This is a genomic window from Halomonas sp. B23F22_20, assembly GCF_043496985.1.
In the GTDB taxonomy this organism is placed as follows: Bacteria; Pseudomonadota; Gammaproteobacteria; order Pseudomonadales; family Halomonadaceae; genus Halomonas.
On record NZ_JBIEKH010000035.1, the window covers coordinates 16,162 to 29,474 of the forward strand.

General features: G+C 60.1%; 12 protein-coding genes. 2 read left to right on the plus strand and 10 right to left on the minus strand.

Annotated elements, in window-relative coordinates; genetic code table 11:
- Positions 1 to 18: 18 nt before the first annotated feature.
- Together ACGTN6_RS19495 and ACGTN6_RS19500 are read left to right on the plus strand one after the other, a co-directional pair.
- Positions 19 to 1,086, plus strand: coding sequence for a glycosyltransferase (locus ACGTN6_RS19495; RefSeq protein WP_394594600.1), 1,068 nt, complete (start codon positions 19 to 21; stop codon positions 1,084 to 1,086).
- The gene (locus ACGTN6_RS19500) at positions 1,083 to 1,787 is read left to right on the plus strand and encodes a lipopolysaccharide kinase InaA family protein (RefSeq protein ID WP_394594601.1); all 705 of its coding nucleotides are present in this window, start codon (positions 1,083 to 1,085) and stop codon (positions 1,785 to 1,787) included. The genes ACGTN6_RS19495 and ACGTN6_RS19500 overlap by 4 nt, the downstream gene beginning before the upstream one ends.
- On the opposite strand, the gene ACGTN6_RS19505 is transcribed toward ACGTN6_RS19500, so the two are convergent.
- The 10 genes from ACGTN6_RS19505 to ACGTN6_RS19550 all read right to left on the minus strand — a co-directional run bounded on the left by ACGTN6_RS19505 (position 1,754) and on the right by ACGTN6_RS19550 (position 13,162).
- Positions 1,754 to 2,044 carry a hypothetical protein gene (locus ACGTN6_RS19505; protein WP_394594602.1) on the minus strand — a complete coding sequence of 97 codons (291 nt, stop codon included), beginning with the start codon at positions 2,042 to 2,044 and terminating at the stop codon, positions 1,754 to 1,756. The genes ACGTN6_RS19500 and ACGTN6_RS19505 overlap by 34 nt on opposite strands.
- 21 nt (positions 2,045 to 2,065) lie before the next feature.
- Entirely contained in the window at positions 2,066 to 2,995 is a 930-nt protein-coding gene (locus ACGTN6_RS19510) for a hypothetical protein (RefSeq protein ID WP_394594603.1), read from the minus strand.
- A complete protein-coding gene (locus tag ACGTN6_RS19515; protein ID WP_394594604.1) occupies positions 2,992 to 4,155 on the minus strand; it encodes a glycosyltransferase in 1,164 nt (387 codons plus the stop codon). The genes ACGTN6_RS19510 and ACGTN6_RS19515 overlap by 4 nt, the downstream gene beginning before the upstream one ends.
- On the minus strand, positions 4,152 to 5,552 hold the full coding sequence (locus tag ACGTN6_RS19520) for an O-antigen ligase family protein (protein ID WP_394594605.1): 1,401 nt from the start codon (positions 5,550 to 5,552) through the stop codon (positions 4,152 to 4,154). The genes ACGTN6_RS19515 and ACGTN6_RS19520 overlap by 4 nt, the downstream gene beginning before the upstream one ends.
- The gene (galE, locus tag ACGTN6_RS19525; RefSeq protein ID WP_394594606.1) at positions 5,549 to 6,562 is read right to left on the minus strand and encodes a UDP-glucose 4-epimerase GalE; all 1,014 of its coding nucleotides are present in this window, start codon (positions 6,560 to 6,562) and stop codon (positions 5,549 to 5,551) included. Before galE ends, ACGTN6_RS19520 begins: the two co-directional genes overlap by 4 nt.
- A gap of 20 nt (positions 6,563 to 6,582) precedes the next feature.
- Positions 6,583 to 7,998: an undecaprenyl-phosphate glucose phosphotransferase gene (locus tag ACGTN6_RS19530; protein WP_394594612.1), complete on the minus strand. Its 1,416-nt coding sequence runs from the start codon at positions 7,996 to 7,998 to the stop codon at positions 6,583 to 6,585.
- Entirely contained in the window at positions 7,973 to 8,965 is a 993-nt protein-coding gene (locus tag ACGTN6_RS19535) for a glycosyltransferase (RefSeq protein ID WP_394594607.1), read from the minus strand. The genes ACGTN6_RS19530 and ACGTN6_RS19535 overlap by 26 nt, the downstream gene beginning before the upstream one ends.
- Before the next feature lie 56 nt (positions 8,966 to 9,021).
- Positions 9,022 to 10,164, minus strand: coding sequence for a UDP-galactopyranose mutase (gene glf, locus ACGTN6_RS19540; protein WP_394594608.1), 1,143 nt, complete (start codon positions 10,162 to 10,164; stop codon positions 9,022 to 9,024).
- 69 nt (positions 10,165 to 10,233) lie between these two features.
- Positions 10,234 to 11,472: a polysaccharide pyruvyl transferase family protein gene (locus tag ACGTN6_RS19545; RefSeq protein WP_394594609.1), complete on the minus strand. Its 1,239-nt coding sequence runs from the start codon at positions 11,470 to 11,472 to the stop codon at positions 10,234 to 10,236.
- Between the two features lie 328 nt (positions 11,473 to 11,800).
- The gene (locus ACGTN6_RS19550) at positions 11,801 to 13,162 is read right to left on the minus strand and encodes a UDP-glucose dehydrogenase family protein (protein WP_394594610.1); all 1,362 of its coding nucleotides are present in this window, start codon (positions 13,160 to 13,162) and stop codon (positions 11,801 to 11,803) included.
- Positions 13,163 to 13,313 lie beyond the last annotated feature (151 nt).

A 13,313-nucleotide genomic window follows, 5' to 3' on the forward strand; every position in this document is an offset into this window, starting at 1 on the left:
CCCTGGCAGGACGCTACCATGACCCGCAAACGCTTCGCCTTCGTCATCGAGGATCTCTACGGCGGCGGCGCCCAGAAATCGCTGCTCTATACCGCCGATCAGCTTCGCCAGCGCGGCCACGCGGTCAAGGTCTTCACGCTGCGCGAGCGCATCGAGCATCGCCTGCCTGAAGGCCTGGAGATCGAGAACCTGGCCGTGGTCACCCGCTTCACCAAGGCGACCACCACGGTGCTGACCGAGAAGTGGCAAGCCTCACGGATCAAGCGCGCGCTGACGCCCTGGGTCCCGGACGTGGTGATCTCCTGCTCCTGCGACAAGATCACTCGCCACCTCGACTTTCCCAACCTCTACTTCTGGATCAAGTCGGACGTATCGGCCAAGTTCAGCGACTCGCAGCAGCGCGATCGCGCCTTCGACAAAGTCCGGCGTTTCTACCGTGACCGCCAGGTCATCGCCGTCTCCCAGGGCGTGAAGGAAAACCTGGAAGGCGTGGTCGGGCTCGCCGCCGAGCGTATCGTGCCCATCTATAACCCCTACGAGCGCGAGCCCTTCGTGGCCATGGCCGAGGAGCCCGCCCCGGTGCCCGAGGGCGATTACCTGCTCTGCGTAGCAGCGATCGAGCCGCGCAAGCGTCACGACCGGCTGCTGCGTGCCTACGCCGAGAGCGGCGTGACCACTCCGCTGGCCATCATGGGCAAGGGCAAGCCCGAGCACGAGGCCGAGGTCCGCCGCCTGATCGCCACCCTCGGGCTCGAGGACCGCGTGCTGTGGCTGGGCTACCACCACAATCCCTATCCCTTCATCCACCATGCCAAGGCCATGGTGCTGACCTCCGACGCCGAGGGCCTGCCGCGGGTGCTGATCGAGGCCCTGCTGCTCCATACTCCGGTGGTCAGCGTCGACTGTCCGAGCGGCCCGCGGGAGATCCTCACCCAGGAACTGGCAGCCTTTCTGGTCGCCCCGGACGACGAAGCCGGCCTGGCCCGGGCCCTGGCTCGGATGGACCAGAACCCAGTGACCATCGAGCCCCGACATTACCAGCAGTTTCTCAAGGAAACGGTGCTGCCCCAGTTCGAGGCCCTGTGAGGGTGGAACTGCTCGACATCCCCTTCGATGACCGGCGCCGTCGTTACCTGGTGTTCCACGCCGACGGCCTGCCCTCACGGCTGCGCCTGGCCAGCACCACCACCACCGCCGCCTTCGAGGCCGTGGCCAGCAGCCGCTTCTACCTCTCCGAGGACGGCAGCATTCTGGCCAAGGTGGTGCCCGACAAGTTCGCCAAGCGCCGGGAGCCGTTGAACTGGCTGGCCCGTGACTACCTGGAAAAGCGCTGGCTGCTACAGTCGGATGCGCGCAAGGAGTTCCTCAGCCTGCGCGTGCTGCACCGCACAGGGCTTGCCACGCCGCGCTGCCATGGCTGGGGGCTTTCGCTCAATCCGGCCAACCGCAACGCCTCCTTGCTGCTGATGGAGCACAAGCAGGCCGCTCGCCCCGGCGGCGAGGTCTTCGACGCTCTCGACGAGGCCGGGCGGCGGCGCTTCCTGGAACGCTTCTGCAACGACATCGCGATCCTGGCCCGCGCCGGCTACGTCCACCGCGATCTGCACTACAACAACCTGCTGGTTGATGCCGACGAACGGCTGATCTGGATCGACACCCACATTCGCCGGCTACCAAGAAAAAGAGCCGACCAATGGCCGGCTCTCATGAAGTCCTTGACGGTGAACAAACTACGGGGTGATGTATATCGCGCTCACGTAGAGGCCCTGCTGCGCGCGTACCTTTGAGCGCGTGACTCCGCCCTCAGATGAACCCTGGGATCACCTGGTTCGATGCTGAAGCGGGCGGAACAGGCATCGATATGCGCCAGACCGTCGACCAAGAGGTAGGCATCAAAAGCCCCCACCTTGGCCTGGCACACCATGTCATTCTGCTGATCGTCGCGATCCTCCGGCACCAGAGGCCGCATTGGCGTCTTGATAGCGCCACCCGCCACTTGCCGACAGTGAATGAAGATAAACTGCTGCTTGTGGATGACGATCAAGCGGGTCTCACCGGCTATCGATCACGACCAATGACGCCTCTGCGGCCATTCGAAGGTATCCGGCCAGGCGGCCGGGTCACGGTTGCCAGGGTCGCTCTCGGGCACACAGTCGCCTAGTGCATCGCTCACTCGTGCAAGCGCCGCCTGCCCGCGTGCGCCGCCAACGACGCGCTGCCACCACTGGCGATGCACGGCCATCACCCGTACCGGCACCGAAGGCAGCCCCAGCCGCTGCGCCATAGCCAGCCGATGCAGGCCGCGGTTGATCTTGATCAGCCGGCCTTCGCGGCTGACCGCCACGCCCAGCTCGTCCTTGCCTCGGCTCGTGTCGAAGCCATGGGCGGCCATGTGGTCGAGAAACCCCAGGTAGGCACGCAGATAGGTCAGGATGCGCTCTTCGGAATCCAGCAGCACCCCCTGCTGGTGAGAGGCCCAGGGCTGCCCCTTGGCCAGCCGGGCCTGTAGGCTGGCGAACCGCTCGGTGTAAGTCAGGTCGTCGCGATGCGTATCGAGGTCGCTGATCAGGCGGTACCGAGAGCCGAAGCGCAGATCTCCCCGGCGCAGGTCCCACTCGCCGTCCCACAGGAAGGCCGACGACGAGGGGCGCAGCTTGTAGGGATAGCCGCGCCAGTCGGTGCTGCGAATCAACTGGCGAGGGTCTACCCGAAGCGTCAGGGCATCACCCAGGCAGTGCTCCACCGCACGGCGCGGCAGCCCCCGGCCTTCCAGCCACTGGCTGCCTGCTCCCTGAGCCGCCCAGTGGGCCAGCAGCCGCCGTTCGAGACGAGCTACCACCTGTTCGATCCAGGCATCGCGAATCTTGACCTGCCAGCGTGCCTGACGGACCCGCCAGCGAAGCTTGGGGTCATACAGCGGCGCGAAGGCGGGATCGCCCGCCGGCGCCAGGGAAACCGGAGCCGGCGAGCGCGGCGTAGCATCTGTTTTCCTCATGGCGAACCATTAGTCTTCCCTGAATCGACGAACGCCTCGGCCACACGGTCGGGCCTAAAGTCATCCAGCCAGGCCTCATCGATCCCTGGCTTCTCGCCCCGCACGGCCGTGTGGATTCCCTGCGCGAGCCCCTCCTCGGAGTGGGGCGTGATGGCGGCTTCGAGCTCTCCCTTGAGGATCTCCCGAATTCCCCCCGGACAATCAACGCTCAACACTGGCGTACCGCAGGCCAACGCCTCGAACAGCACGATGCCCATACCCTCGAAGCGGGAACTCAGCACGAACAATCGTGCATGATGCATCCAAGGATAGGGGTTCGTCTGCTGGCCCGCAAAATGCACCCGTTCGGCGATGCCTAGCTCGGCGGCCAACGCCTCGAGCGCGCTGCGCTCCTGCCCATCCCCCACCAGCACCAGCGGCATGGTCACGCCGGAGGCTGCATAGGCGCGCAGCAGCAGGGCCTGGTCCTTGGCAGGCACCAGCCGCGCCACGTTCACCAGGTAGGGCTCGTCGGGTATCTCGGCCGCCGGCTCGCGCATGGCACGACGAATGCTCTCAAGCGGGCAGGGATTGGGAATCACCGTCAGCGACGCCGGCACGAAGCCCCAGCGACGTCCGGCCTCTCGCACACTGTCGCGCACGCCTTGGGACACGGTCACCAGGTGGCGACGATGCAACAGGCAGCGGCCCATCAGGCGGCGGCGCCAACTGAGGCGGTCGTCCATGTGCAGGATGTTCTCCAGTACATAGCGGGCTCGCTCGTCGCGAAAGGACCACACCAGCTCGAAGGTCCCAACGCCCCGAAACACGATGCGATCGACTCGGCCGTGGCGACGCTCGAATCGCGCCAGCCAGCGCCGAAACACCCAGCCCCCCATGATGCCAGTTCCCAGATAGAGGGACCGCTTGAGCAGCGGGTTCAACGCCAGCCGCGCAACCAGCTCCAGCAACAGGCCAAGAACGGTGAGCCGCGCCCAGCGCTGCAGCTCGAGGCGGTGGCGCTGGACTCCGATGCGATCCGGCGACAGCTCCTTATCGACGCGCCGCAGGCTCAGCAGATGGCTTTCGTGGCCCGCCTCGTCGAAGGCATTCGCCAGGTTGACCGCGACCCGCTCCATGCCCCCCATCTTCAGGGAGCGCACGACAACGAGGGTTCTCACTCATGCCCCCGGCTACCAAAACGGAACAGGATGACGCCGTTGCGAGCCTGGGCTTGCCATGCCCAGATATGCGTGACAAGCCCGCCCACCACCAGATTGTGCACGTACACCCCGGTGCCGAAGGAGTTGTAGGACTCGAACTGGTTGACCACCACCCAATAGACGAAGAAGGCCGCCCCGAACAGTGCGATATCGCCCGGCATGGCCCCATAGCGCCAGGCCAGCCAGGTACCGCGGCCGATCCAATAGGCCAGCAGCCCGATCACCGCTACACCGAGCACGCCATAGGCGGCCCAGATCTCGATCAGAAAGTTATGCAGGTGCCCGAACTGTTCCTTGACGAAGGCAGGTAGCCAGGGGGTGTGATCGATGATAATGGTCCGAGCATCCCCTCCCCAGCCGACGATCGGCCGTTCCAATATCCACTGGAAGGCGGCGATCCAGGAATTGATACGAATGCCGATACTGGTGTAGGGAATATTCGCCAGGTCGCCGTCGAGCAGGCGCGCGATCACCCCGGACTCGTTCAGCACGCGCTCCACCAGCAGGTCATGGAAGACGTATAGCCCCAACGCCACGACCACCAGCATGGCGCCGCTCGTCATCAGCAGTGGCCTCACCATGCGGGCCAGCTCACCGCTGCGTGCCGACACGGCCAGCCAGATGGCAGCCGCCACGGGCAAGCTTATTATCAAGGCCAGCCAAACGGCCCGCGTCTGCCCGATGACAATGCCCGTGCCACACAGCAGGATGGCCAAGCTCCATACCGCCCGACCGGGCCACACCAGCCGCGGGCAGCCCGGCTTCCAAAGGCGCCGAGCGAACACCACCAGCCCGAGAAAGGCCACCCCGAAAAGCATCGATCCGTGCTGAAGATTGCGTATGCCGAATCCGACCCGCTGCCCCTGCAGGCCGGACAGCCATTCCTGGATGCCGCCCCCATGAGTGAAGGCCGCGATGAGGTAGCCCATCAACGCAAGTGACCAGACCATCAGCGTGTTGCGGGAGCTTCCCCCCAGCCACCAGGCGATGGCGACGAAGATGAACAGCTTAGCCAGCCGATCCAGCTTCGGGGTGTCCTCCATGAACTGTGGATGATGCAGAACCCCCAGCTGCCAAGACAACAGCTGCACCAGCACGGCCGCCAGCAGCAACCACAATGGCGCCGAGCTCCTTAGCCCCGTGCCGTAAACCAGCACGGCCACAAGCCCCAGCACGGCGGTTACCGTGCCGCTGGGGCTGCCCAGATCCGAATAGAGTATGCCGAAAAAGGCGTAGAGAATGAGCGCTATCATACCTGGCCACCAGAGATAACGCGGGCCCCTCCAATAGGTCGTTACCCGTTGGGGGAAAAGTTCAGCAGTCCTGCAACCCACTCGTTCGTCCCCCAGCGTCACCGGCCATAGCCTTCAGGATTACCAGACTGCCAGCGCCAAGTATCCGCCATCATGTCATCAAGCGTCTTCTCAGCGATCCAGCCCAGTTCCCTGCGTGCCTTGTCGGCGTCCGCCCAGAAGGCGGGCAGATCACCGGCACGACGCGCACCGAGTTGATACGGCACGTCCACACCGGTCACCCGGGTAAAGCTGCGCACCATCTCCAGCACCGAGAACCCCTGGCCGGTGCCGAGGTTATAGACCGAAACACCCGGCTGGCTCACCGCCTTCAGCGCCCTGAGGTGGCCGACGGCCAGGTCCACCACATGCAGGTAATCGCGCTCGCAGGTGCCATCTGACGTTTCGTAGTCGTCGCCGAAGATCGTCAGCTCGTGGCGACGCCCCACCGCTACCTGGGCGATGAACGGCATCAGGTTATTGGGAATACCCTGCGGATCCTCGCCGATTCGTCCGGAAGGATGGGCCCCGATCGGATTGAAATAACGCAGCAGCACGACGGACCAGCGGTCATCCGCGATAACCAGGTCCTCCAGCAGTTTTTCCACCATGGCCTTGGAGGTGCCGTAGGGATTGGAGGTCGCGCCACGCGGAGTGGTCTCCACATAAGGCACTGGCGCCTCACTGCCGTAAACCGTCGCCGAAGAGCTGAATACGATACGCCGTACACCCGCCGCCTCCATGGCCTGACATAGCACCAGCGTGCCGTGTACGTTGTTCTCGTAGTAAGTCAGCGGCTTGCCGACGCTTTCACCCACCGCCTTAAGACCAGCAAAGTGGATCACGGCGTCGATATCGTGCCGAGCGAATACCGCATCCATGGCGTTGCGGTCGCGGATATCCGCGCGCTCGAACACCACGGATGCCCCGGCAATCTCCTCGGCGCGTTGCAAGGCAACCGGGGAGCCGTTACACAGGTTATCGACCACTACCACCCTGTGGCCTGCCTCCAGAAGTTCCACGACCGTGTGAGAACCGATATAACCGGCGCCGCCGGTTACCAATACCTTCATGATGCACCTTCCAAAAAATGTTACTGGGCATGGGGGTGGAAGAAGCCACGCCACACCGTCAAGAACAGGATCTTCAGATCCAGCCAGACAGACCAGTTATCAATGTACCAGAGATCGTGTTCGATGCGTGCCTTGAGATCCGTGTCGCCTCGCCAGCCATGAATCTGGGCCCATCCCGTGATCCCTGCACGCACCATGTGCTTCTGCATGTAGCCGGGAATCTCGTGTTTGAACTTCTCGACGAACACCGTACGCTCCGGACGAGGCCCGACCAGCGACATGTCGCCCTTGACCACGTTGATCAACTGGGGCAACTCATCGAGGCTGGATCGTCGTAGAAAGCGCCCCACCAGCGTGACAGGCTTGCCACTGGCGCCCCCCCAGCAAACACCAGCGGCCTCGCTGTCGACCGGCATGCTTCGAAACTTGAGCATCTGGAAGCTTTCGCCATTCCAGCTCATGCGTTCCTGGTGATAGAGCGCTGGTCCCCGAGACGTCAGCTTTACTGCCAGGGCGATTACCACCATCAGCGGCGACAGAACCAGCAAGGCCAAACCAGCCAGAACCTTGTCCTCGGCAGCTTTGATGAAACGCGCCGTGCCGTTCATCGGGGTACAGCTCATGTCGAGCATGTACAGCCCCGCTACGGTCGAAATATCGTGGTTTAACAGCCGCAGCCCCTGCATGTCCGGCATGTAACGAATATTGCCAATGCAATAATCCAGATCGCGCAAGATTTGCTCGACCAGGTTGCCTCGCGAAAGCGGCAAGCATACCCAGATCTCATCGCTCACCAAATTGGCGTCGTATTCGCTGTCAAATGCGCGACAGTCCTCGATCCCGAATCGCCCGCAATCGCTGGCATCCAGCAAGCGAACCGATGCCACATCAAACCCTGCCGAAGGCTGGGCAGCGATGTGGCGGGCGGCAATCAGACAGGAATCAACCTCACCAACGAGAATGACGCCCTTGCGATTGCGCCCCTGTCGACGCAGCCTGTTGAGCACCGGATAGGCAACGGTACGTATGCCAACACTGAGCACGAGGGCACTGAAAAGCCACATCCCGAGCCATAGGCGTGAGAACTCGGCACCCGTCTTGGTGAAATAGAGATACGTAAAGACGATGCCACCGAGGATGACGAAGGCATGGACGATACGCACTACCAGCTCGACCCGTACGGCCCCACGCCAGGAACGATAGATGCCACAGGCACCGAAGATCACCATGCCCAACAGCATCCCGGACAGCATCATCCACTGGTAGCGTTCTACCATGTTCCCGAGCGACCCGAAGCGTAGCCAGTAGGCAAGAAAACCGCTCAGTACGAGTGAAGCGGCATCCGCGAACCGTGCCGCCACGTGCGAGTAGACTTCGAATCCCGAGAGGGTTTTGGCGATTCGCGACATATCAGGGATACCGCCGAGCAAGTTCATCGTGGGCACGATGCGTTCGGTTGCGCAGCGCATCGGTCAGTGCCAGCCAGCATAGGCTCAGATAACGACGCTTCTCAGGATAGTGCCGCACGGCGAACAACCAAGCGAGCAACTTGACCGGAAGGACCAGTGGAAACCATTTTCCTGCAGCGATGCGATACATCAGCAAACCGTTTCGGTAGGCATAGAATGCTTTCCAGAGCGGCCTTATGCGGCCCCCTCCTCTCAAGTCGGCTGAACAATCATGTACGAAGCGTACACTCGGAAGGAAAACATGGTGGCCACCACTCTTGCGCAGGCTCAAGGTATAGATGACATCGTCGCCATAAATAAACAGCTCACCGCGGGGCAGACCAATTCGCCGCACGGCATCCGCTCGCACGAAGCACCCTACGAAAGAAGAAGAGTCGATCTCGACACAACGATCTTCACGATAGTGCCGGTCGGCTAGATGGAAGCCCTCTCGAGATCGCCCCATCATCACGCCACAAGCGGTGCGCCACAATAGTCTGCCGTGCCAGAACGGATTCCAGCTGGGGCGGTTCATCTCGCAGATATCCCCATTCGGGAAATAGACGGCCGCCGCCGCACCATCGACGCCCTCGAGATCCTGTTCCAGAAAGCATCGCAGCGCACCGGGTGCCGGACGCGCATCGTCATCGAAGCATACCAGCCAATCCGGCTGAAAGACCTCCAGGGCCGCGCCAAAACCAAGCTCGAACCCTCCGGCTCCCCCTAGGTTACGTTCAGGCATCAACACATGCAGCCGTGGATCCTCCTGACAGGCAAGCCACTCTCGGCTGCCATCGGTGGAGCCGTTGTCAACGACTACCAGCCCGGCCACGGGCTCATCGAGCACCGCCGCTACACCCTGCTTGAGATGTTCCAGTCGATTAAAGGAAACGATGACCGCCACGAGCGTGGGTACAGTCGCTGAGGAAGAGGGAAAAAGCTGATGATCAGGCATTCCGATTACTAGTCACTTTTTGATCGATTATCTTCAATGATTCAAGCAGCTTTTCATCAAGTTTCGACAAAGAAAGTCGGAACAGGCTCGTTTTTCTTCAAGCACTCGAGAAAGCCTCGGGCGGTATCCAGAGCCTCTCGAATGGTCACATCCATATCGAGATAACGATACGTCCCAAGACGCCCCACGAAGGTCACCTTTTCCTGCTCTTTCGCCATTTGCACGTAACGGGCGAGGAGCGCCTTTTCGTTCACTAAGCGGATAGGATAATACGGAACGTCTTGCGGCTCGCAGGCTCGACTGTACTCCCGATAGCAAACGCTGCCCTCGTGTTCTTCCCAGGGCGAGAAGTGCTTGTGCTCGGTAATGCGAGTATAGGGTACCGACTCCTCTCCGTAGTTCATCACCGCACAGCCTTGATAGTCGCCCTGGTAGGTAAAGCGCTCGAAATCCAGGGTGCGGTAGCCAAGCCGGCCCAGCTCGAAATCGAAGAAACCATCCAGCGGTCCCGAATAGAAAACGTGGTCGTACTCGGCGGCCTGCTCACGGTCGAAACGGGTATTCAAATACACGCTGATGTTGGGATGGTCGAGGATGCCCTCCACCAGCTTGGTATAGCCCGCCTCAGGCATACCCTGGAAGCGATGGAAGAAGTAATTGTCGTTGTAGTTGAAGCGCACCGGCAACCGCTTGAGGATGCTGGCCGGAAGCTCGCGGGGGTGGCAACCCCACTGCTTCTGGGTATAGCCCTTGAAGAAGGCTTCGTACAGGTCTCGGCCCACGAAGCGCAATGCCTGCTCCTCGAAAGTCTGGGGGTCCTCGATCGAAGTATCGGCCTGGGCCTCGATGAACTCACGCGCCTCGTCGGGCCGCATGGTCTTGCCGAAGAACTGGTTGATGGTATGCAGGTTAATCGGCAGCGAGAACACCTGTCCCTTGGAGGTCGTCTTCACCCGGTTTACGTAGGGCTTGAACGTCATGAACCGGTTGACGTATTCCCAAACCTCCTGGTCATCGGTATGGAAGATATGCGGCCCATAGGCATGCACCATCACCCCTGTCTCGTTATCACGCTCGGTATGGCAATTGCCGGCGATATGCGAACGCGCGTCCACGATGGTGACGTCGTGGCCCGCCTCGGCGAGTTCACGACCGATGACTGCACCAGAAAAACCAGAACCGACCATTAAAATTTTCACGGCAAACTCCTTAAACCTATAACACCATCAGTTCTTCGCACTCAAGGACAACCTGAATAGCCCCTGAACCTACGGCATCGATGGCTTTTTTGACAAGAGTTTTCTACGAACATGAGATGCTCCCCGAAACTCACTCCATATATTCTGACTCAGGGCTCTCATATAGTCGGAAGCTTCTTCACGCAAACGCTGCACCTCTTGCATTGGTACTGGCGGAACACCCGACTCGACCAGTGACAACAGCCGCTCATCGTCAGGATGTATAGCAAGCTCTTCACGCCCTATAGACCTCATGAAAGCCTTAGCCTTTACGACAGGATTAACCGCCACAGTCGGGACGCCATACATTGTAGCCACCAACGTCGTATGCAGCTTCATGCTAAGAACTAGTGAACACTCGCCCAACGCCCTGCTAATATCATCAAGATTGTGACTAAAAACCACCTCTTTCCCTTCAATCTCTACATGCTTAGAATTTTCGTAATCTTTTCTTCCATGTTCACCCACACCACCAATGATATGCCTAACGCGCCATCCTTGGCTAGCAAGCCGCCTCCCTACCTCGGTCATAACAAGATATTCCTTCGGATGTTTAATATGCCTAGTAACTATCCCAAGGACTGGTGGACCATGCAATTTCTTGATCGAAGGCAAAGGCAGCGCACATACGAGATCAGGATGACTCAACACTGGAACTTCAGGATTAATTTTTTCTTCTATCCATTTTTTCGATCCTGGGTCTCTCACTGATATACTTCTAACATTCGAGCCACCCAAAAACTTCTTCCACTCTTGAACAGTGTCGATATTGACCTCAGGCTTATTTCTTTCCACACCAATACCAGCGACATGAAGCGGCCGCCGAAGGTAACTGGGATGAATAAAATCACGATCTATTTTAGAACGATAGGGGCATAACAAATCCCCCCCTCCGAGGACAACAGAATCCATTAAATCAACGCGAGCCTCTGCAAACTCCTTTAAATAATAAGAGCGTTGAAGCCCTGTAAGCAAATGCAACTCCGCCCATGAACCAAACCAATGCTTATAATTTTGCACATATAGTTCATCACCATAATTTCCTCGACCAAACGACCCTGTTATTCCCACTCTAGGCTTAAGCCTATCCTTTTCTACAGCACCTCCACACCTTCCCCATGATTTAATAAAATCAAATACCATACAGACCTCGCAACATGGACGTAAAAGACCGACCCCGACTTCGCAATCACTAATGCATAAGAAAAAGCTGGCAGCATCCACAGGACTTCCAGCAGAAACACTGCCAGTCACAAAATAGGTTTTCACTCCTCAGGCTTTCATCATCCCCAAACTCAACCAAACAGCCTTAACCAACTCCCACACCTCGAAAAACCCAGAACAACCTGATATTCGAATTTATATTTCTTGCCATGCCACATCTGTACACACTGCCGAAACATGGTAGAACATTGCGGGCACTTTAATTGAACATGCAAGATGCGCAGTAAGTTATCTACCCGTCAATTTTCCTGGATCCGCCCTGCTTTAAAAACACACAAATCTATTGACCACTCAAACATACTATTTATATAATTTTTTCACAGGAATGGGTGGCCCCACAATCAAGTTCTTCGCGACAATTTCTGCCCGGTCGCTACGACGGGCCTTGTCCAGCACTTTCCGGGACTAATGAGTCGCCGCGTCCGACGGCGTAGTACAACATTCCCGCGGCCTTGACCGCCTCCGGTTCGAAGAGATTGCGGCCGTCGACGATCACCGGCAGCGTCAGTCGCGACTTCAGCCAGGCGAAGTCCACGCTGCGAAACGCCTTCCATTCGGTGCAGATCACCAGGGCATCCGCGCCCTCCACCGCCTCGGTGCGATCACCGACCAGCGACAGGTCGTCGCGCTCACCGTAAAGTCGCCGACATTCGTCCATGGCTTCCGGATCATAGGCCTGCACCTTGGCTCCGGCCGCCCACAGTGACTCCATCAGCGTTCGGCTCGGGGCGTCGCGCATGTCGTCGGTATTGGGCTTGAAGGCCAGCCCCCACACGGCGATGGTGCGACCGTGAAGATCGCCGTCGAAGGCCTTCGACAGCTTGGCGAACAGCGTCTGCTTCTGGCACCGGTTGACCGCCTCCACCGCTCCCAGCAGCTCGGCCGCATAATCGACCTCGCTGGCCGTGCGGGCCAAGGCCTGCACGTCCTTGGGGAAACAGGAGCCGCCGTAACCGCAGCCCGGGTAGATGAAGTGGTAGCCGATGCGCGGATCCGAGCCGATGCCGCGACGTACCTGCTCCACGTCGGCGCCCAGGCGCTCGGCCAGGTTGGCGATCTCGTTCATGAAGCTGATCTTGGTGGCCAGCATGGCGTTGGCCGCGTACTTGGTCAGCTCGGCCGCTCGCACGTCCATGAACATCAGCTTGTCGTGCAGGCGGATATAGGGCGCATAGCATTCGCGCATCAGCGCCTTTACCCGCTCGGACTCGGTCCCCACGATGATCCGCGCGCCGTGGCTGAAGTCCTCGATGGCCGCCCCTTCCTTGAGGAACTCGGGGTTCGAGCACACCTCGAAGTCGATCGTCTCGCCACGCTCGGCCAGCACCGCGGCTACGGCCGCTTGCACTCGGTCGGCGGTGCCCACCGGCACGGTCGACTTGTCGACGATGACCTTCTCGTCGGTCATGTGGCGGCCGATGGTCTCGGCCACCGCCAGCACGTACTGCAGGTCGGCGCTGCCGTCCTCGTCGGGCGGCGTACCCACGGCGATGAACTGCAGGGTGCCGAAGGCCACCGCCGCGGCCGGCTCGGTGGTGAAGCGCAGCCGCCCCTCGGCCACGTTGGCCTTGACCATGTCCTCAAGGCCTGGCTCGTAGATCGGGATCTCCCCCGCTTCCAGGCGGGCGATCTTGGCCGCGTCGACGTCCATGCACAGCACGTCGTGGCCCACATCGGCCAGGCAAGTGCCGGTCACCAGGCCCACGTAACCGGTGCCGAAGATTGTGATCTTCATGCTAGGCACTCCACACTATATGTATGAGTTGTGACGGTATTTACCTGACAGTTGGCCACTGAAAGCGAAGTGGCCATAGCGCTCCCCGTGGGTTATAGGACGAGTGTCTGACGCTCGGCTGTAACACCATGAGGAAACGACTATGACCACC

What these genes read in the sequence shown, in the direction of transcription:
- ACGTN6_RS19495 (WP_394594600.1), top strand. Translation starts at nt 19, where the DNA reads ATGACCCGCAAACGCTTCGCCTTCGTCATCGAGGATCTCTACGGCGGC.
- ACGTN6_RS19510 (WP_394594603.1), bottom strand. Translation starts at nt 2,995, where the DNA reads ATGAGGAAAACAGATGCTACGCCGCGCTCGCCGGCTCCGGTTTCCCTG.
- galE (WP_394594606.1), bottom strand. Translation starts at nt 6,562, where the DNA reads ATGAAGGTATTGGTAACCGGCGGCGCCGGTTATATCGGTTCTCACACG.
- ACGTN6_RS19530 (WP_394594612.1), bottom strand. Translation starts at nt 7,998, where the DNA reads ATGAACTTGCTCGGCGGTATCCCTGATATGTCGCGAATCGCCAAAACC.
- ACGTN6_RS19535 (WP_394594607.1), bottom strand. Translation starts at nt 8,965, where the DNA reads ATGCCTGATCATCAGCTTTTTCCCTCTTCCTCAGCGACTGTACCCACG.
- ACGTN6_RS19550 (WP_394594610.1), bottom strand. Translation starts at nt 13,162, where the DNA reads ATGAAGATCACAATCTTCGGCACCGGTTACGTGGGCCTGGTGACCGGC.